Consider the following 18,829-nt stretch of genomic DNA (forward strand, 5'->3'; position numbering starts at 1 on the left):
GGCATGCCCTGCGTCCGTCGTACCACCCGGGACCGGCCGCCGCGGCGAAAGCCGGCAACGGGCGCGGTCGGGTGGGGAGGAAAGGTCGCCGGTTCGCCACCTGTCGCCCGATCCGGGCGGCTGGTCTGCTGGTGGTGCAGCTCAGGTCCACCAGAGAAAGCAGGGTTTTCCATGTCGACTCTCCGCCGTACCCTCGCCGTCACCGCGACGCTCGCCGCGGCCGCCGCCACCTCGGTGTTCACCGCGTCGCCGGCGATGGCCAGCACGCCAGCCAGCTGCTCCAGCGTCCGCCAGATCGGCACGACGCGGGTGCTGACAGTCGGCGGGATGGAGGCCGCCTCGGTCAAGCAGTACTACGGCTGCGGCTACAACTACGCCTACATCTACGTCTGGGAGCAGTACCGCAACACCCACTCCAACTGGGACCTGTACGTGCACGTGATCGACCACAGCGACAGCGGCTCCGACTACGGCGTGGGCGAGCTGAACAACACGACCCGCGCGGAGCTGTGAGGCGCGCCCGCGAACACGGCCGCCCACTGCACGCACGTCACCGGTTACCTGAACTCGACGGGCGGCTCGACCAGCAAGGTCTGCTGACGCCCCCAGACCATGCACGTCGAGCCGGCGTCCCCGCCGCCCGGACGCGCCGGGAGCAGGAGGTGCTGACCGTGCTCTGCCGCCCGTTCGTCGAGGGTGGGGTGCCATTCCCCGAGCCACCTCCGGTGCGGGCGATCGCGGCCACCCTGCACGTCACCGAGAGCGCCGTGAAGAAACACCTGTCGCGGCTGTACGACAAGTTCGACCTCACCACAAACGACGACCGCCGCCGCTCGCGGCTGGCCGGCGAGGCCGTCCGTCGGGGTGCGGCCGGTCCAGCACCGGCCGCACCCTGACCTTGCGGCAGGGGCTGGTCGCCCCGCCGTGTCGTTGATCCGGTTGTAGCCTGCCCCACCAGGGACGACGGTGGGAGCACCGACCGTCGAGGGGGACGCCGATGACCAGTCAGCGGGAGACCGTGCAGGTCGACCACGACCTGTTCCGCGCCGTGTACGACTCACCCGCGTCGCTGCCCGGCCGACACCGGTGGACCACCCCGGAATCGGACGTCCGGCGGCTGGAGAAGCTGCTCGGCATGCCGGCGCGCACCATCGGCGCCCCGCTCTGGGTCAGCGGCGACGAGCCGGACTGCCCGAAGTGCGGCCGGCGGATCACCTGGTACGACATCGTCTCGTCGGCGCTCTCCGGCCTGCACGACAAGAACATGATCGCCACCGTCATCCTCGGCGAACGCAAGTACGTCAACACCGAGATCCCGGACGCCATCCCCGGAGTGCGCTGCGCCGACTGCCACACGACCATCGACGGCCTGCGCAGCTTCAAGTGCCACAACTGGGCGTACGCCTTCGAGGCGCTGGAGGCCGTCCGCGAACGGATGGCCGGCGGCCTCGGGCCGACCTGAGGCCACCAAGCAGAGCGGCTGTGCGGTCGCTGGACGAAGGTCGGTAAGCCGTCCCGACCTTCGACTCCTGCGCGGCCGCCTGCTGCGTTCCTACCCTTTCTCCCAGATGAACGGGGTATGAACATCTGGTGAGGTGATGCATGGTCGACACCGGCAACATGGACGTTCCGGAGATCAGCGCCGAGTGGTACCGCGACGTGATCGGCGTCGCCGCCGACAGCCCGCCCCCGGTGCAGTGGTTCGTCGGGCACGCCACCGAGGGGATGATCCTGCTGCTCGGCGCGCTGCTGCTGGTTGCCGCGCTGAGCCGCCTGTCCGGCGGCCCGCACGACCGGGCACTCGCCCTGGTCGCGCCGGTGCCGACCCTCCTGGCGTACGCCGGCAGCGAATGGCTCAAGACCGTGGTGGACGAGGAGCGACCGTGCCGGACGGTGGGCCGGGCCATCATCGCCGGCAGCTGCCCACCACCGGGCGACTGGTCGTTTCCCAGCAATCACGCAACCCTGGCCGGCGCGCTGGCGATCACCACGCTGTTGCTCTCCCGCCGACTCGGACTGGTCGCGCTGCCGCTGGCCGCGCTGGCGGCGATCTCGCGGGTCTTCGTGGGCGTGCACTATCCGCACGACGTGATCGCTGGGCTGCTCCTCGGCGCCCTGGTCGCCGCGCTGGCCACCCCGGTGCTGGCCCGCCCGACCACCGAAGCGCTACGCCGCCGCGCCGACGCCCGTCGCCCGGTCCCCGACCTGGCGGGCCGGCCCCGCCCCTGATCCCGCCCGCCCCGCGTCGCCCGGGCGCTACGCCCCGCGCACGCCCTCCCGAGCGTGACGACGTCCCACCCGACGGCATCTGGCCGCCGAAGATCGTGCTCGATCCTGGTTGTAGTGGTCTCAGGCGCGGCAGAGGCAACTACATCGTGAATCGAGCACGATCTTGAGCGGCGGGCGGCGGGCGGCGGGCGTCCCACGGGCGGCAGTCAGGTGGCTAGCAGGAGGGTGCCGAGGGTGCCGAGCAGGAGGAACGGGCCGAACGGAAGGTGGGTGGACCAGCGGGCCCGGCGGGCGGCCAACAGGCCCAGGCTGACCAGCGCGGACAGCCCGAACGCGAGAAGCAGCCCGAGCAGCAGGAACGGCCAGCCGTACCAGCCGAGCAGCGCGCCCACGCTGAGCGCCAGCTTGGCGTCGCCCAGCCCGAAGCCGCGGCGGCCGAGCAGCAGCGTGCTGCCGGCGAAGAGCACCGCCAGCCCCGCGCCCGCGGCGACGGCTCGCAGCCAGGGCCCCGGCTCGGGGTCGCCGAGCGCGGCCGCGCCGAGCAGCAGCCACGTCCCGGCCGCCGCCGGCAGGGTGAGCCGGTCCGGCAGGCGGTGCACGGCCAGGTCGACGAAGACCGCCGGGACCGTCCAGCCGAGCCACCAGGCCAGCGCCGGCAACGCCCCACCTGGCGGACCGGCCAGCGCCAGCAGCAGCACCACGGCGAGCCCGGCGATCGCGGCCAGCTCGACGGTTCCCGGCGGCGGGCCGACCCGGGCGCGGCAGCGACCGCACCGGCCGGCCGGGCCGAGCGCGGGCCAGGGCCGGGTCAGCCCGACCGGCGCCCCGCACGCGTCGCAGCCGGTCCGGCTGGCGGTGCCCGACGGTACGGCGTGACGCAGGACGGCCAACCGCAGGAGCGGGCTGACCGCCACGGTCGCCAGCACGGCGGGGAGCCAGGCGCTCGTGGCACCGGACGGCGGGGGTGCGGGGTGCCGATCGGGTGGATTCTCCTGACCCGGTACGGCCGCCGGAGGGCCGGTCAGCGGCATGTCGACGCCCGCACGGCCCGTGCGTCGAGCGCGAAGGCGAACACGGATCGTGACTGAACGATCGCTTGGGTGTAGCGGATGGCGCAGAAAGGGACGTGGGCAGCCGGTCGTCCGACGGCCTCCCGGGCCGGGCCCGGGCCAGCCATCCCGCCGGCCGGTGCGGCTCCTCGATCGGACGCCGGCTCCGCCCGGATGCCGGGATGACGCCGCGATGTCCCACTCTCGGGACCGGCGGAGCGGTCCCTGCCGACCCGTTCGGCCCGGAGTGGGCAGGCCGTGGCCCGCCCGTCGGTCGGCCGATGCTCGGAGCGCGGCACAGACACCCCTCACCACCACCTGTCATCACGCAGAGTGTTCACTTGAATTGCCTCTGTTGCATCGGCGAGCGTCAGCCTATGCTCGCCCCTTGGGTGTGACGCAAGCCTCACTGCAACAACCGACCGACACAGGACCATCCATTTGTAAAAGATCCGTAACGGTGAATGCAGAAGCGCAATGAACGGCTCCGGATGTGCTGATCCGGGCGCGCTTCCGCATGCCCGGCGGCGGTGATCCGTCGCCGCACCGGGCGACCACGAGGAGGCTCGACGGTGCGCGGACGACAGCTCAGGCGAGCAGCAATCTGCCTGCTAGCGGTCGTGGCGGCGGTGTCAGTCACCGCCTGCGGCAGCGGACGGGAGGCCGTCGAACGGCCGGCGCCGGCCCGGAGCGACGGACAACAAGCGGACCGGGAGGTCGAAAGGCGGGCTGCGGAAAAGGCGGCGCTCGACGCGTACTCCGGTTATCTCGCCGCCTCGCGTACGGCGAGTCGACGCAGTGATCCGCGCGCGCCGGAACTGTCCCGGTATCTCGCCGATCCACTGCTCACTCGGGTGCGAGTGTCCATTCGCGAGGCAAAGGAGCACGGCGCGATGCGTACCGGGGCGGTGAAGTCCGACCCGACCGTGACCTCGATCAGCCTGGACTCGGCCCCGGCCACGGTGGAGATCCAGGACTGCCTGGACGCGAGCGGTTACCGGCTGGTCTACGCCAAGGACAAGCGGGTGGTCCCGGGCAGTGGCGGCGGCAGGCACCTGGCCACCGCCACCGCGACCCGCTATCCCGACGGCCGCTGGCTGATCAACTCCAGTGCCGCGCACCGGGACCAGCCGTGCTGACCTGGGGAGGAAGGGGCGCCCCGGCCCGTACCGCCCGGGCCGGGACGCCCCGCCGGGCACTCACCGGGATCGGCCTCGCGCTGCTGCTGGTGGTCGGTGCAACCGTGCCGGCCGGCGCCGCCCGGCGCGCCGACCCCGGGGCGGAGTGCCCGCTCGACCAGCCGGACTGCAGCGTCTGGGACGACGAGCCCGGCACGCCGGGCGGTCCCGGCGGCGGCGGCGACAACGGCGGCGGGGACTCCGGCGGCGGGGACTCCGGCGGCGGGGACTCCGGCGGCGGAGGTGGTGGCGGCGTCTGCCAGTGGGGCGGGCGGACCATCCCCTGCTACGACGACCTGCTCGGCCGGTTCAACAACGGCGACGGGTGCTACTACAAGCTGACCGAGGGGGACGTCGAGCCGCCCGAGGGCCAGCAGTGGTATCTGCAGACCTGCAACGGCGGCGACCTGGGTGCCCAGGACATGGTGCTGCTGGATGGGCCACCGCCCGGCTACGGCGCACCGCCCGACCCGGAGGAGCTGGCCCGCCGCGCCCTGGCGTCGATCAAACTGTTGCCGGCGCGGCTCAGGGTGGCACCCCGCAAGAGCGTCGGCCCCGGACTGGTCGGCCTGCCGGTCTGGATGTGGGCGACACCGAGCGCCAATTACTTCGGCCCGCTGCACGCCTCCGCGTCCGACCGTGGGCTGACCGTCTCCATCGAGGCGAAGGTCGACCGGATCGTCTGGGACATGGGCAACGGCGACAAGGTCACCTGCCCGGGCGCCGGCACCCCGTACGACGCGAAGGGCAAACACGCCGGCCAGCCGTCCCCGGACTGCGGCTACGACAGCGGCTACCCGAAGGCCGGCACCTACCGGGTCGGCGCCACCACGTACTGGACGGTGCGGTGGTGGACCAACGGCGGCGTCCAGGGCGAACCGATTCCGCAGACCGGACCAGCGGCACCGTGCCGATCCAGATCAACGAACTCCAGGTGGTGACGCGATGAGCGGGCGGAACGAGTGGCTTTCGACGGAGCTGGTCCGGTGAGCCTCGCGACACGCAACGGAACCCCGGTGGACGCGCCGGTCAGCCCGCCCAAGGTGGTCCGGCAGCGCCGGATCCGCCCGGGGCTGCTGGGTCTGGCTGTACTCCTGATCGCGCTGGGCGGGCTGGGCGCGGCGTTCGCGGTCACCTCGGTCCGGGCTACCGGCAGCTACCTCGCGGTGGCCCGGCCGGTGGAGGTGGGGCGGGAGATCAGCGCCGCCGACCTGATCGCCGTGCAGGTCGCCGGCGGTCAGGGACTGCGTCCCGTGCCCGCCGGGCGGCTGGACGAGGTGGTCGGCAAGCGCGCCGCCGTGGCGCTGGTCCCGGGCACCCTGCTCACGCTGGGGCAGGTCACCGACGACGCGCTGCTAGGCCCCGGCCAGCAGCAGATCGCGCTCGGCCTCAAGACCGCGCAGGTGCCAGCGCGTGAACTGCACCCCGGCGACAAGGTCCTGCTGGTCAGCACCCCGGACGACAACGCCACCGGAGCGGCTGCCGCGGGCACCCGCTTCTCCGCCACCGTGATCGACATGGTGAGCCCGGCCAACGACGACAAGGTGCTGTACCTGACGCTCACCATCCGGGACGTGCCCGCGGTGGTGGCGCTGGCCGCGCAGGAGCGGATCGCCGTCGTGCTGACCGAGGCGGCCTGAACATGGCGATCATCGCGCTGGTGTCCGCGAAGGGTTCGCCCGGCGTGACCACCTCGGCGCTGGCCTGCGCGCTGGCCTGGCACCGACGACTGGTGCTCGCGGAGTGCGACCCGGCCGGCGGGTCGATCCTCGCCGGCTACCTGGGTGGTCAGCTGGACGGGCCGCGCGGCATCGGCGAGCTGGCCGTCGGGGAGCTGCGCGACGGCAGCCTGGAGACCGCCTTCTGGTCCCAGCTGGTCGACCTCGACGCGCCCCGGCGGGAACGGCTGCTGCTGCCCGGGCTGGTCGACCCGACGCAGGCCGGCAGCGTCACCCCGCTCTGGCAGCGCTTCGCCGACTACTTCAACGCCCTGGACCGCGGCACCCCCGGCTACGACGTGCTGGTCGACTGCGGCCGGCTGCACGTCAACGGCCCGCCGTGGCCGGTGCTGCGGGCCGCCTCGGTGGTGCTGCTGGTGACCCGGGCCGAGCTGCCGGATCTCTCCGGCACCCGGGCGGTGGTCACCGCGATCGAACGGGACTTCGCCGAGCACCGGGTGCCGCCGGGCACCCTGCGGCTGCTGCTGGTCGGTGGTGGGCAAGGTCGGGCCGAGATCAGCCGCGCGCTGAAACTGCCGGTGATCGCCCGGCTGCCGCACGATTCGCGTACCGCCGGGGTGCTCAGCCTGGGCGGGACGGTACGCGCCGGACGGCCGCTGCTGCGCGCGGCGGCCGCGCTGGAGGTGCCGGTCGGCGCGCTGCTGGAACGGCGGCGCGCCCGGCTGGCCTGGCCGGTGCAGCAGGGAGTGCCGGATGCGGTTGGAACCGGTCTCCGCCGACCCGCGCCAACAGCCGCCCGGCGTCACCTCCACGACGCCGCCGCTGGCCGCGCCGAACGGCCGGCACCATTCGGTGCCACTGCCGGCGCCGCCTCCGGCACCCGCGGCCAGCCCGCCGCCGGAGCCGCCACCCCGCCCCCGGATGGACTTCCAGGTGGTCCGGGAGCTGCGCCGGGAACTGACCGAGCGGCTCACCCTGTGGCAGCGCGGCCGTGAGTTCACCGTCGACGAGGAGGACACCGAGCGGGCCCGGCTGGCCGTCACGGTGGTCGCCGAGTACGCGGACGCGGTCCGCCGGGCCGGCACGCCGATGGCCGCCGGTGAGGAACGCCTGCTGCTCGACCAGGTGACCGCCGAGCTGGTCGGGTTGGGTCGGCTGCAGACCCTGCTGGTCGACGACACCATCGAGGAGGTGCACATCCTCGGCTGCGACCAGGTACGCATCACCCGGCACGGCGGCGGGGTCGACTGGGCGGAGCCGATCGCCGACAGCGACGCGGAACTGGTGGAGATCCTCCAGGCGGCGGCACGCCGTGCGGGCGCGACCGAGCGGTCACTGTCCACCGTGAAGCCCACCCTCGACCTGCAACTGCCCGACGGCAGCCGGCTGGCCGCGGTGTTCCTGGTCAGCCACCGCCCGTACGCGGTGATTCGCAAACACAACACCCTGGACGTGAGCCTGGACGACGTGGCCGGCGCCCGGGGTGACCTGGACGAGATGATCGACCCACTGCTGCGCGACTTCCTCCGCGCGGCGATGCGCGCCGGGCTGAACATCATGGTCGCCGGGCTGGCCGGCGCCGGGAAGACCACGATCATCCGGGCGCTGATGAACGAGATCCCGCCCGACGAGCCGTACGTGCTGCTGGAGGAGAGCCGGGAGCTGCTGCCGGCCCGCCGCCGGGAGCGGCACCGGGCGGTGATGAGTTTCGAGGCCCGCGAGGGGCACGGCGAACGTGGCTTCGACGGCCGGCCGGCCGGCGAGGTGACGATCGCCGACCTGATCCCGCTCTCGCTCCGGATGGGCGTACTGCGGATCATCGTGGGTGAGGTGCGGTCCCGGGAGATCGTGCCGATGCTCCAGGCGATGACCACCAGCCGGGGCTCGATGTGCACCATCCACGCCCGCACGTCCGCCGGCGTCGGTGAACGGATCGTCGAGCTGGCGCTGGCACACGGCCGCGAGATGACCGTCGACCAGGCCCGCCGGATGGCCGGCAACGCCCTGGACCTGATCGTCTACGTCACCGTCGAGGACGAGACCGCGATTGGCGGCCGTAAGCACCGGTTCGTCTCGCACGTGGAGGAGGTGATCGGGGCTGGCGAAGCCGGGCGCATCACCACCACCACGGTCTTCGGGCCCGGCCCCGACGGCCGCGCGGTCCCCCGGCACCTGCCGGAACGGGTCCGTGAGCAACTGCTGCGGGTGGGCTACGACGCCCGGCTGCTGACCCGGTGGATCGAGGCTGGCACCGGTGCCTGGCGCCGCCCCCGGCAGACCCGACTGGCCCGGCGGTGATCCGGTGCGGGACAACCTGGAACTGATCGCGGTGGTCTCCGGCGCCGCCTGTGTCGCCGGTCTGCTGCTGGCCGTGGTCGCGCTGATCGGCACCCGGCGGCCCGCCGGCCCAGGCCCGGGCGCCGGACCGGGTCTGAGCCGGCTCTGGCGCGGCTCCGGCGCCACCCCCGGCGAGCGACGGGCCTACCAGGCTCTGCTGATCACCGCGTTGGTCGCCGGCGCGCTGGCCTTTCTGCTGACCGGGCTGCCGGTGGTGGGTCTGCTGGTGGCGGTGGCGGTGCCCGGCACCCCGTGGCTGTTCGCGGTGGGCAAGGCCGAGCAACGGGCAATCGCCCGGATCGAGGCGGTCGGCGAGTGGACCCGCCGACTCAAGGACGTCTCCGGCACCGGGCAGGGCCTCCAGCAGTCGATCATCGGCACGATCGGCAGCGTGCCACCCGGCATCGAGGACGAGGTCCGGCTGCTCGCCGCCCGGTTGCAGGCCGGCTGGATGGCCCGCTCCGCGCTGCTGGCGTTCGCCGACGACATCGGTGACCCGGTCTGCGACCAGGTGGTGGCGGCGCTGATCCTGCACCTCAGCGACCGGGGCGAGCGGCTCGGTGACGTACTCGGCTCGATCGCCGGCGCGGCGGCGGCGGAGGTCGCCACCCGCCGGGAGATCGAGGCCAAGCGCACCCAGCCCCGGTTCGCGGTCCGCTTCCTCACCGGCATGACCCTCGCCACCCTGGCGTACGGGCTGATCAACACCGAGTACATCGAGCCGTACGGCACACCGGTGGGTCAACTCGTGATGGCCGCCCTCGGTGCCGCCTTCATCGGCCTGCTGGCCTGGGTGCGGTCGATGAGCCAGCCGCAGCGGCCGGCCCGGTTCCTGCCGTCGCCGGACCCGCAGGAGGTGATCGCGTGATCGTGAACTGGCACCTGGCCATCGCGGTGTGCGGTGGAGCTGCCGTGGGGCTGGGTCTGTTCCTGGTGGTCCGCGAGCTGGTGCCGGCGACCCCGGCGCTCGGACCGGCACTGCGCCGGTTGCACCAGCCGGCCGGCACCGGCCGGGTCGCCGCTCCCGCGTCCCGGCAACTGGACTGGTTGACCGGGCTGGCCCGCTGGCTGCGGCCGCCGCACCGGCAGCTCGCCCTGATCGGCCAGACCTCCGAGCAGTACGCGCTGTCGGCGCTGATCGGGCTGGCCGTGCCGACCCTGCTCGGGGTGGCGCTGTTCGTGCTGGGTATCTCGCTACCGCTGGTCGTACCGGTGCTCGGCAGCCTCGGCATGGCGCTGATCGCCGGGCTGCTGGCGCACCGGTCGGTGCTCGCCAAGGCGGACGCCGCCCGGGACGAGTTCCGCCAGGCCGTCTGCACGTACCTGGATCTGGTGGCGTTGCAGCTCTCCGCCGCGCACGGGCCCGTGCAGTCGCTGGAGCGGGCCGCGGCCGTGTGCGACGGCTGGGTCTTCGACCGGATCCAGGAGTCGCTGCGGATCGCCCAGATGCAGATGCACGCGCCCTGGGACGAGCTGCGCGACCTCGCCGACAAGATCGGCATTCCGGAACTGGGCGACGTCGGCGCGATCATGCGCTCCTCCGGGAGTGAGGGAGCGCAGGTGCACGAGACCCTGCGCAGCCGGGCCGACTCGCTACGCGACCAGATCCGCACCGACAACCTCGCCCGCGCCGAGGGGGTGACCAGCAAGCTCGACATTCCGGGCGCACTGCTCGTCTTCGTGCTGCTCGGCTTCGTCGTCTACCCGTTCATCGCCCGCGTCTGACCCCACCCCGAGAAGGAGTACGCCATGTCCATCATCAGCTACCTGCACGTCGTGATGACGACGCGTCTGGCCGAGCTGCGCCGCGACGGCGAGCGCGGCGACAGCCCGGTGCCGACCGCGGTGATCATCTTCGGTCTGGTCTTCGTGGCGACCATCGTCACCGGCCTGGCCCTGGGCAAGGCCAACGACTGGATGAAGGCCATCCCGAACCACACGAACCCGAAGTAGCCGGCGTGCGCCGAGTCGCGTTCCCGAGGTGGCGCCGGGTGATGGCCGACGCCCGGCGCGCCACCTCGCGGCCGGCGACCGGGAGCGGGGAGCCAACCCGGTGGAGCTGGCGGTGGTGATGCCGCTGATCCTGGTGCTGCTCTTCGCGTCGCTCCAGGTCGCGGCCGTCTTCCTGGCCCGCTCCACGGCGTTGAACGCCGCGCAGAGCGGGGTCAACGCCCAGCGGCTGTACGACGCTCCGGACGACGCCGGGGTCGCCAGCGCCACCCGCTTCCTGAACGCCACCGGCGGCTGGCTGGTGGGCTGGGCAAAGACCGGCCCAAGCTGCGTGACCACCGACACCGAGGTGACCTGCACGGTGCGCGGCCGGTCCCTGTCGGTGGTGCCCGGCGTGGACTTCGCGGTGCGGCAGACCGCGCACGGGACAGTGGAACGGGTGACCACGCCATGAGCCGCGGCGTCGAGCGGGGCTCGGTCTCCATCGAGGTGGCGGTGCTCGCACCCGCGTTCATCGCGCTGATGGTGCTGGCCGGCGTGGCCGGGCGTAGCGCGGTGGCGGCGGAGGCGATCGACGCCGCCGCGCACGACGCGGCCCGCGCCGCCTCGATCTCCCGGAATGCCGACACCGCGCGGACCGCGGCGCGGGAGGCCGCCCGCAAACAGCTGGACTGGCACGGGCTGGCCTGCAGCAACGACCTCGACCCGACGTTCACCGGTTCGGTCGCCGGCAGGTCCACCAGCTTCGACGCCGCCTTCAGCAGCCCGCTCGGTGCAGACGCCACGGTGACGGTGGAGATCAGTTGCCTGGTGTCGTTCAAGGACATCTCGCTGAGCGTCGTGCCCGGTATGCCGACCGACAACCGGATCACCGCGGACTTCACCTCTCCGCTGGACCGCTACCGGAGCCGGCAGTGACCGCGTTCGCTCCCCGGCCTCCGCACACCGGTGAGCACGGCCGGGTCAGCATCTTCCTGGCGGTGGCGATGACCGGCGTACTGGCCATCGTGGGCCTCTCCTTCGACGGCGCCGGGCAGCTGCGCACCCTGCAACGTTCCGACAAACTGGCCGCCGAGGCGGCCCGGGCCGGTGGGCAGGCCATCGACCGGGCCACCGCGATCGAGGGCGGGCCGACGCGGCTCAACCGGCCGCAGGCCCGCGTCGCGGTCGCCAACTACCTGGCCGCCGCCGGCACCACCGGCCACACCGTGAGCTTCCCGGAAGTCGCCGGGGAGACCCTCGTCCGGGTTCGCGTCACGATCACCTACCGCCGTTCGATGCTCGGGCTGTTCGGCTTCGCCCGCACGGTCAGGGTCACCGGCGAGGCGACCGCGCGAGCCATCACCCGCGAGCCATCACCGCAGGAACCGTAGGAAGGAAGGCAGCCATGCCCGCATCGGGTGGGTCCGTCGTACGGCGGACCGGACGGATCCTCACCGGCTTTGGCGCGCTGATCGTGCTCTGTACGCTGCTGGCCGGCGCGCCGGTCGCGCTGCTCGCCTTCGCGGGCAACCCTCTGCCCGACCACCTGCCGAGCCTCGCCGAGGTGGGCACCGCGCTGACCAGCAGGGATGACGGCCAGCTCTTTCTGCGGGCGTTGGCGCTGGCCGGCTGGTTCGGCTGGGCCACGTTCGCATTCTCGGTCCTCGTCGAGCTGGTTGCACAAAGCGTGCGTCGGCCGGCGCCGAAGCTGCCCGGGATGAGCCGGCAGCAGAAGGCCGCCGCCGCCCTGGTCGGCTCGGTGGCGCTGATCCTCGCGGCCAGCCCGGCCGCCGCCAGCGCCGCCGCCGTCTACGCCGGCACGCCGTACGCCCACCCGGACTCGCCGGCCGTCGCCACCCTGGCCGGTCCGGCGTCGGCGTCGGCGTCGGCCGCGAGTGACGAGGCGTCTCCGGTGTACCGCGTGGCCCGGGGCGACTACCTCGGCGAGGTGGCCGAGCGTTACCTGGACGAGTTCGCCGACTACCGACGGCTGGCCGAGCTGAACCGGCTCGACGACCCGGACCGGATCCGTCCCGGCCAGTTGCTCCGATTGCCCGCCGAGGCCACCGACCAGGGTGCCCGCTCGCACGCCACCGGCCGGCTGGTCGCCCGGCCAGCGCCCAAGCCGCCAGCGCCCCGCCCGGCACCCGAGCGGGCCGCACCGGAGCGGGTGGCACCCACACCGCCCGGTGGTACGGAGTCCGCCGGTCAGCCTCCCGCGATGACCGTCGGCGCCGCCCGGCCCGGCGCTACCGACCCGGTCAACCGGCCGCTGGCGGTCTCCGCTGTGCTGGCCGTGGCGAGCATCGTCGGCGCCCAGATCGGCGCGGTGCTCGGGCTGCGCCGCCGTCCGGCCACCGCCGGTGCGGCCCCTCGGCTGGCCGCATCCACCCGCACGCCCCGGGGCGCCGCGGGCCGGAGCATCGGCAGCACAGCTGGGACCACGACCCGGGCCGCCCGCATCACCGCCGGACCGAGCGGCGGAATGGCACCGACCGGCGCGCCCGGGCGGGCCGGCGACGAGGGTTGGGGCGGCTACGACGAACACGGTGGCCTGCTGGCCGGCGGGCCCGGCCTGGACTCCGTTCCGGACGGACCGCAGGTTGGTCGGCACCGGCGCGGCTGACCGGCGCCCGCCCGTCCCGGTCGGTCCCCACCATGGTCGCCGCCGTGTGGCGGTCAAGCGACGGACTCCCGACGTCCGCCAGGTTGGTGGTCACGCCGGGCTGGCGGCACGTTGGGTCCCGAGAGCGTTATGCCTCACAGGTATAAATATGACTCTGAGGTATATCCGCTGAAAGCAACACCGTCCCCGCAGCGCGGACACAGGGCCAGGCGGCGCAGGGTGAGCAGCGATCGGCAACCCGGCAGCCTGGCCCGAGCGCCGGGCACCAGGCCCCGGGCGGATACCCGTTCGCCGGATGTCAGGGCAGGCGGGTCTGCAGCACGCCGTTCTCGATCCGGGTGGGCAGGATCTGCTGGTCGTTGCCGGACGGCCCCTGCACGACCTCGCCGCCGTTCAGCCGGAAGGCGCTGCCGTGCCACGGGCACACCACGCAGGCGTGGCCGCCGATCTCCTCCACCTCACCCTCGCCGAGCGGCCCGCTCTGGTGCGGGCAGCGTTCCAGCATCACGGTGACATCGTCACCGTGCCGGTAGAGGATCACCGAGACGTCGTCCACCTCGCGGGTGACCAGTGTGCGTTGCGGCAGCGCGGCCATGTCGACCAGCGAGTGCCAGCCGTCGCTAATCAGGTGCATCTCGGAGATGCTCTGGTTGACCTGCGCACCCTGCTTGTACGCCAGGTGACCGCCGATGTACGCACCGAGGCTCACGGCGGAGAGCCCGAGAAAGCCGAGGGTACGGCCGACGCCGTGCCGCCCGGACATCCGTGCGGCGAGCGAACCGGCGTAGAGCGTCACTCCCACGGTGTTCGCGACGGCGTGCACCAGGCCGACCCGGCGCTGGTCCCGGGAGAGTGCCGCCCAGTCGTTCAGCCCGGCGACCGCCGCCGGCAGCGCGCTGACGGTGCCCAGACCGACCAGCACGGTGGCGGGACGGCGCTGCCCGGGCATCAGGTCCAGCACCGCGGCGCTGATCCAGGCGCCCACCGGCACCTGCACCATCGCCGGATGCAGCGGATGCCCCAGCGTCACTCCGTGCAGCAGGTCCCGCAGCCGCCGCGGACGCAGCGTGCCGAGGACCGCCCGCTGGAGCCGGTCACCCACCCGGTCCAGCCTTGAATCCTGCTCAACTCTCGTCAATAGCGCTCGCACCCGTACCGACTTCCCGGCGAACGCGGTCGCAAACCGGTCGGCGGTGACAGACCTGCGGCGCGGCGGGCATGCTGGGCCGATGGGTGTACGGGTGGAACGCGCCGGGCCGGTGACGACAGTGGTGCTGGACCGACCGGCAGCCCGGAACGCCGTCGACGGGCCGACCGCGCGAGCCCTGGCCGACGCCTTTCGAGCCTTCGACGCCGACCCCGGCGCGGCGGTGGCCGTGCTCTGGGGTGCCGGCGGCACGTTCTGCGCCGGCGCCGACCTCAAGGCGATCGGCACGCCGAGCGGCAACCGGGTCGAGCCGGAGGGGGAAGGCCCGATGGGCCCGACCCGGATGGCGCTGAGCAAGCCGGTGATCGCGGCGATCTCCGGGTACGCGGTGGCGGGCGGCCTGGAGTTGGCGCTCTGGTGCGACCTGCGGGTCGCCGAGTCCGACGCGACGCTCGGCGTGTTCTGCCGCCGCTGGGGAGTGCCACTGATCGATGGCGGCACGGTCCGACTGCCCCGGCTGATCGGTGAGAGTCGTGCGATGGATCTGATCCTCACCGGCCGACCGGTGCCGGCCGATGAGGCGTACGCGATGGGGTTGGTCAATCGGCTTGTGGCGCCCGGCCAGGCGCGGGCCGCGGCCGAGGAGCTGGCGGCGGGGATCGCCCGGCACCCGCAGACCTGCCTGCGCAACGACCGGGCGGCGGTGCTGGCCGGAGCGGGCCAGCCCGAGTCGGAGGCGATGGCGACCGAGCTGGCGTACGGGATGGTCTCGCTGGCCACCGACGCGGAGGCCGGCGCAGCCCGGTTCGCCGCTGGTGCGGGCCGGCACGGCACGATGCCGCCGGGAGGGGGGAACCTCCCGGCGGCATCCGGTGCGGGCTAGATCAGTTGCGGTTGATGGTGAAGGTCGACGTGGTGTTGCGGATGTCCTGGTAGTTGTTGGTCAGCCGCAGGTTGTTGAAGGTGACCGAGCCGACCGCCGGGCCCTGACCGGGTTCCGGCATCTCGTTGGCCCAGATCGCGTAACCGGACTTCGCGTCGAACGCGTCACCGCTCTTACGGACGCCGCTGATCGAGACGTTGGTGAAGACCGTGTCGGTGATCGGGTTCTCCGGCTGCGGTCCGTTGTACTTGGTCTGGAACATGATCCCGGTGTACGTCGGGTCGACGATGTCCACGTCGGACACCCGGATGCCGCGGAACTCCTTCGAGGCGGAGAAGACCCAGATCGCGGGGAATGTCTGCGCTCCCCAGAAATGCCCACCCGCCCGGATCAGCGAGATGTTCTGGAACTGGGTCGGTGGGCTGGCGCCGAACCCGATGAACGGGTAGCCGAAGTCCAGTGAGCTGATGGTGAGCCCCGAGTACGTCAACATGTCCGCGATGTACAGGTTGCGGAAGATGTTGTTGTAGCCGCCGTAGACCGCCAGCCCGGCCGCCCGCCAGGTCAGCGTGGCCGAGAGGTTCTCGAACACGTTGCCATTGTTGGAGGTCGACGCACCCTGGTCGGTGGCCGAGAAGAGGGCGAACGCGTCATCGCCGTTGGACCTCCCCTCGGTGTTGGTGATCAGGTTGTTGGTGCTGCCGTTGGTCAGGTTCACACCGTCGGCGAAGGTGTTCCGGAAGCGGCTGTTGCGGATGGTCAACCCGCTGACGCTCACTCCCCAGTACGCGCAGACGGTGTGCTCGACCCAGACGCTGTCCAGGGTCATGTTGTCGACGTCCTTCAACTCGCCCCAGACCTTGCCCGGTCCGTCCTGCCGGACGGTGTAGTTGCCGAAGAAGGCGATGTGCGAGAAGGACGACCCGCTGGCGGAGGACTCCACCCGGAAGCCCGCATCGGTGTTCGACTGGCTCGTCGGCGTCTGGAAGCGGGTGTACCACATGCCCGCGCCGACCACCGAGATCGGCTTGCCGTACACCTGAAGCTTCTGCGCGGTCTCGTACGTGCCGGCCGGCAGGTAGACGCCGATCAGGTTGCCAGTGGTGTCCATCCGAACCGCGTCCAGCGCGTTCTGCACGTCCTGGTGGCTGAAACCGGTCGGCACCCGGTACCGCGCCGGGTCCGGGTTGGCGCGCGGCGCGACCAGCTCCAGGTTGACGAAGTCGATCGCGTACGTGGTGGTGTTGGCCGGGTCCTTCTGCAGACGGATCCTGCTGCCGGCCGGGATGGTCGAGTTCAACATCACGTTCGCCTCGTCGTACAGGTGCCGGGGCGGGCCGGCGCTCGGCGAGTCACTCGGGCTGGCCTCCGCGCCGTACAGCCAGATGTGCTTGGAGGTCAGGTTGATCGGCTTGTGCAGGGTGCCGTTGACGTAGATGTTCAGCGTCGAGTCGATGCCCCCGCCGCCCGGCGAGTCGGGGATGGAGAAGCGGGTGACCAGCGTGTTGGTCGCCGCCCGGGTGGTCCACTCGACGTACGAGCCGGTGCTGTTCAGGGTCACCGCACGACGTCCGGACGCCTCACCGCCGAGATTGCCGATGTCCCGGTTCGGCCCGACCTGCCCGGCGCCACCGCCGGTCGTGCCGTCCTCGGCCTCGTACATGTCGTAGCCGAGGTTGGCGCCGCGCCCCACGAAGAGCGGGCGGTCACTGGTGTTGTTGGTCTGCTTGACCGGCAGCTCGTTGCCGTCGGCGGCGAGCACCACCCGGACGGTGTACTTGCCGTTCGCGGCGGTCCAGGTGCCGAGACTGATCGGGCCGACCGTCGCCCCGGCGTTGATCACACCGGAGTACGAGCCGGTCAGGGTACGGACCACGGCGCCGGACTCGTTGAGCACGGTCAGGGTGACGCCGTGCGCGCCGGACGCGGACGCCTGGTTACCGGCGTTGCGGATCGAGACGGAGAAGTTCACCGTGCTGCCGGGGGGCGGGTTGCCCGGTGACCAGTCGACGGCCGAGGCGACCAGGTCGGAGCTGGCGACCGCGCTGACCACCAGCGGGCTGGGGTTGGTGTAGCTGTTGTTGGTGTCGTCCTGCTCGACGACGGTGTTCGACTCGTCGACCTTCGCGCTGAGCGGGTAGCTACCCGAGTCACGCGTGCCGATGGCGGCGCTGACCGTGGTCGAGGCGCCGGCGGACAGGCCGCCGACCGACGCGGTGCCGACCCGGGTGGCGCCCAGGTAGAAGTTGACGTTGGTGGCGCCGGAGGCCGCCGAGCCCGCGTTGCGCACGGTGGCCGAGAGCGTGATGGAGCTCGTCTCGACCGGCGCGGACGGGGTGAACGACATGCCGGTCACGGTCAGGTCCGGGTTCGGTGCCGGGGTGCCGATGACCTGGAACTCGGCCACCTGTCCGGCCGGGGCGCCGGTGTTCGAGGCGATCGAGAGCCGTACGTCGGCCGCCGCACCGGAGACCGGGATGGTCACCGTGTTGCCGCTGGCCGGGTTGAAGCTGTAGTTCGCCGCGCCGACCAGGGTGGTGAAGGTCGACGAGCCCTGGTCGCGGCCGAGCACGGTGATGTTCTGGGTACGCGCCCCCCAGGCCGCGTCCGGGTTCAGCTTCAGCACGATCTGGCTGAGGCTGGCGTTCGCGCCGAGCTGCACGGTCAGCGTGCTCGGGTTGCCGTTGCCCTCCCAGTAGGTGGCCACGTTGTTGTCGTTGGCGTTGGTGGCCACGAACGTGTGCACGTACCCGGAGGCGGTGATCGGCTTACCGACCGCCAGGTTGGTGCCGACCGGCGGGTTGCCGGTGCCGGTCCGGGTCACGGTGTTGCTGTTCGCCGACTGGTTGCCGGCCGCGTCCTTGGCCCGCACGTAGTAGGAGACCGTGGCGCTGTCCGGCTGGCTGTCGGTGTACGTCAGGGTCGAGGCGTTGACGCTGCCGCGCAGTCCGCCGTTGGCGTAGACGTCGTAGCCGGTCACCCCGACGTTGTCCGTGGACGCGGACCAGGTGAGCCGGATCTGCCCGCTCGAGGGCTGGGTGTACGAAAGGTTGCCGGGGACGCTGGGGGCCTGCGTGTCGGGGCTGCCGACGGCGCCGTAGACCTCGACCTCGGAGAACTGGGCGGCCGGCCAGCCGGTGTTGCCGGTGACCTGCACCCGCACGTAGCGGGTGCTGGCGGCGGTGAAGCTGACGGTCGCGGTGTTGCCGGTGGCCGGGTTGAACGTGTAGCCGGCCGACGCCTTCAGGGTGGAGAACGACGAGCCGTTGGTGGAGCCGAGCACCGACAGTGTCTGGGTGCGGGTCTGCCAGGCCGACGCGGGCGGCAGTTTGAGCACGACCCGGTCCACGCTGACCGTGGCGCCGAGGTCAGCCTGAATCCACTGCGGGAACGCGTTGTTGGCGCTCTCCCAGTAGGTGTCCGCGTTGCCGTCGTTGGCGTTGCCCGCCACGTAGTTCTGGTTGTGGGTGCTGGCGGTCATGGTGGCGGAGAGTCCGGCGAGCATGGCCACGCGCGCGGCGGCCGCGGACGGGTCGGCCACCGGTGCCGCGCTGGCCGTGGGGGTGACGACCGGGGCGGTGACGAGGAGCGTCCCGGCGAGTACGCCGGCGAGCAGCCGCCGGTGGCCGGTGCGGGTGGTTCGGGGGACGGAACTGGGCGCGCCGGTTGGCGGCGTGCCTCGTCTGGTGCCGTTACTGGACATGGGGTCGCTACACCTCTTTCGGGGGTGGGTGGGGTGTGGTGCCCGGAGCCGGTGCCCCCGCCCCGG

17 protein-coding genes and 3 pseudogenes are annotated in these 18,829 nt (G+C 72.4%); 17 read left to right on the plus strand and 3 right to left on the minus strand.

Annotation, left to right across the window (positions count from 1 at the left end):
* Positions 1–171: 171 nt before the first annotated feature.
* The 4 genes from ACFYPS_RS13870 (at position 172) to ACFYPS_RS13885 (ending at position 2,229) form a co-directional block, all read left to right on the plus strand.
* Positions 172–513: a hypothetical protein gene (locus tag ACFYPS_RS13870; protein ID WP_387324679.1), complete on the plus strand. Its 342-nt coding sequence runs from the start codon at positions 172–174 to the stop codon at positions 511–513.
* Between the two features lie 149 nt (positions 514–662).
* A complete protein-coding gene (locus tag ACFYPS_RS13875) occupies positions 663–896 on the plus strand; it encodes a hypothetical protein (protein WP_354966548.1) in 234 nt (77 codons plus the stop codon).
* Between the two features lie 101 nt (positions 897–997).
* Positions 998–1,462, plus strand: a complete 465-nt coding sequence (locus ACFYPS_RS13880; RefSeq protein WP_354966547.1) for a hypothetical protein — start codon at positions 998–1,000, stop codon at positions 1,460–1,462.
* A gap of 140 nt (positions 1,463–1,602) precedes the next feature.
* A complete protein-coding gene (locus tag ACFYPS_RS13885; RefSeq protein ID WP_354966546.1) occupies positions 1,603–2,229 on the plus strand; it encodes a phosphatase PAP2 family protein in 627 nt (208 codons plus the stop codon).
* A gap of 206 nt (positions 2,230–2,435) precedes the next feature.
* Here the strand turns inward: ACFYPS_RS13885 and ACFYPS_RS13890 are convergent, their stop codons facing one another.
* A complete protein-coding gene (locus ACFYPS_RS13890; protein ID WP_354966545.1) occupies positions 2,436–3,155 on the minus strand; it encodes an A24 family peptidase in 720 nt (239 codons plus the stop codon).
* 725 nt (positions 3,156–3,880) lie between these two features.
* Here ACFYPS_RS13890 and ACFYPS_RS13895 point away from each other — a divergent pair.
* The 12 genes and pseudogenes from ACFYPS_RS13895 to ACFYPS_RS13950 all read left to right on the plus strand — a co-directional run.
* Positions 3,881–4,417 carry a hypothetical protein gene (locus ACFYPS_RS13895; protein ID WP_387325148.1) on the plus strand — a complete coding sequence of 179 codons (537 nt, stop codon included), beginning with the start codon at positions 3,881–3,883 and terminating at the stop codon, positions 4,415–4,417.
* Positions 4,411–5,405: pseudogene (locus ACFYPS_RS13900) on the plus strand (hypothetical protein). Before ACFYPS_RS13895 ends, ACFYPS_RS13900 begins: the two are co-directional and overlap by 7 nt.
* A gap of 37 nt (positions 5,406–5,442) precedes the next feature.
* Complete coding sequence (locus ACFYPS_RS13905) at positions 5,443–6,096, plus strand: SAF domain-containing protein (RefSeq protein ID WP_354966543.1); 654 nt, start codon at positions 5,443–5,445, stop codon at positions 6,094–6,096.
* Between the two features lie 2 nt (positions 6,097–6,098).
* Positions 6,099–6,896, plus strand: a pseudogene (locus ACFYPS_RS13910) (ParA family protein); the annotation flags it as partial.
* Complete coding sequence (locus ACFYPS_RS13915; protein WP_354966542.1) at positions 6,889–8,433, plus strand: CpaF/VirB11 family protein; 1,545 nt, start codon at positions 6,889–6,891, stop codon at positions 8,431–8,433. The pseudogene ACFYPS_RS13910 and the gene ACFYPS_RS13915, both read left to right, overlap by 8 nt.
* A 4-nt stretch (positions 8,434–8,437) precedes the next feature.
* A complete protein-coding gene (locus ACFYPS_RS13920; RefSeq protein ID WP_387324684.1) occupies positions 8,438–9,340 on the plus strand; it encodes a type II secretion system F family protein in 903 nt (300 codons plus the stop codon).
* Entirely contained in the window at positions 9,340–10,197 is an 858-nt protein-coding gene (locus tag ACFYPS_RS13925; RefSeq protein WP_387325150.1) for a type II secretion system F family protein, read from the plus strand. The genes ACFYPS_RS13920 and ACFYPS_RS13925 overlap by 1 nt, the downstream gene beginning before the upstream one ends.
* Before the next feature lie 24 nt (positions 10,198–10,221).
* Positions 10,222–10,425 (plus strand): hypothetical protein, encoded by a 204-nt coding sequence (locus ACFYPS_RS13930; RefSeq protein WP_354966540.1) that lies wholly within the window; start codon positions 10,222–10,224, stop codon positions 10,423–10,425.
* A gap of 28 nt (positions 10,426–10,453) precedes the next feature.
* Positions 10,454–10,876 carry a TadE family protein gene (locus tag ACFYPS_RS13935; protein ID WP_354966539.1) on the plus strand — a complete coding sequence of 141 codons (423 nt, stop codon included), beginning with the start codon at positions 10,454–10,456 and terminating at the stop codon, positions 10,874–10,876.
* Positions 10,873–11,340, plus strand: a complete 468-nt coding sequence (locus ACFYPS_RS13940; RefSeq protein ID WP_354966538.1) for a TadE/TadG family type IV pilus assembly protein — start codon at positions 10,873–10,875, stop codon at positions 11,338–11,340. Before ACFYPS_RS13935 ends, ACFYPS_RS13940 begins: the two co-directional genes overlap by 4 nt.
* Before the next feature lie 68 nt (positions 11,341–11,408).
* Positions 11,409–11,795, plus strand: coding sequence for a hypothetical protein (locus ACFYPS_RS13945; RefSeq protein WP_354966580.1), 387 nt, complete (start codon positions 11,409–11,411; stop codon positions 11,793–11,795).
* Positions 11,796–11,809: 14 nt separating this feature from the next.
* Positions 11,810–12,772, plus strand: a pseudogene (locus tag ACFYPS_RS13950) (LysM peptidoglycan-binding domain-containing protein); the annotation flags it as partial.
* Between the two features lie 556 nt (positions 12,773–13,328).
* Here the strand turns inward: ACFYPS_RS13950 and ACFYPS_RS13955 are convergent.
* Positions 13,329–14,180 (minus strand): Rieske 2Fe-2S domain-containing protein, encoded by an 852-nt coding sequence (locus ACFYPS_RS13955; RefSeq protein ID WP_354966537.1) that lies wholly within the window; start codon positions 14,178–14,180, stop codon positions 13,329–13,331.
* A 79-nt stretch (positions 14,181–14,259) separates the two neighbouring features.
* On the opposite strand from ACFYPS_RS13955, the gene ACFYPS_RS13960 reads away from it, so the two are divergent.
* Complete coding sequence (locus ACFYPS_RS13960) at positions 14,260–15,060, plus strand: crotonase/enoyl-CoA hydratase family protein (protein WP_354966536.1); 801 nt, start codon at positions 14,260–14,262, stop codon at positions 15,058–15,060.
* 1 nt (position 15,061) lies between these two features.
* Here the strand turns inward: ACFYPS_RS13960 and ACFYPS_RS13965 are convergent, their stop codons facing one another.
* The gene (locus tag ACFYPS_RS13965; RefSeq protein ID WP_354966535.1) at positions 15,062–18,763 is read right to left on the minus strand and encodes a discoidin domain-containing protein; all 3,702 of its coding nucleotides are present in this window, start codon (positions 18,761–18,763) and stop codon (positions 15,062–15,064) included.
* Positions 18,764–18,829 lie beyond the last annotated feature (66 nt).

The sequence above is a fragment of the Micromonospora sp. NPDC005087 genome (genome assembly GCF_042872965.1).
In the GTDB taxonomy this organism is placed as follows: Bacteria; Actinomycetota; Actinomycetes; order Mycobacteriales; family Micromonosporaceae; genus Micromonospora.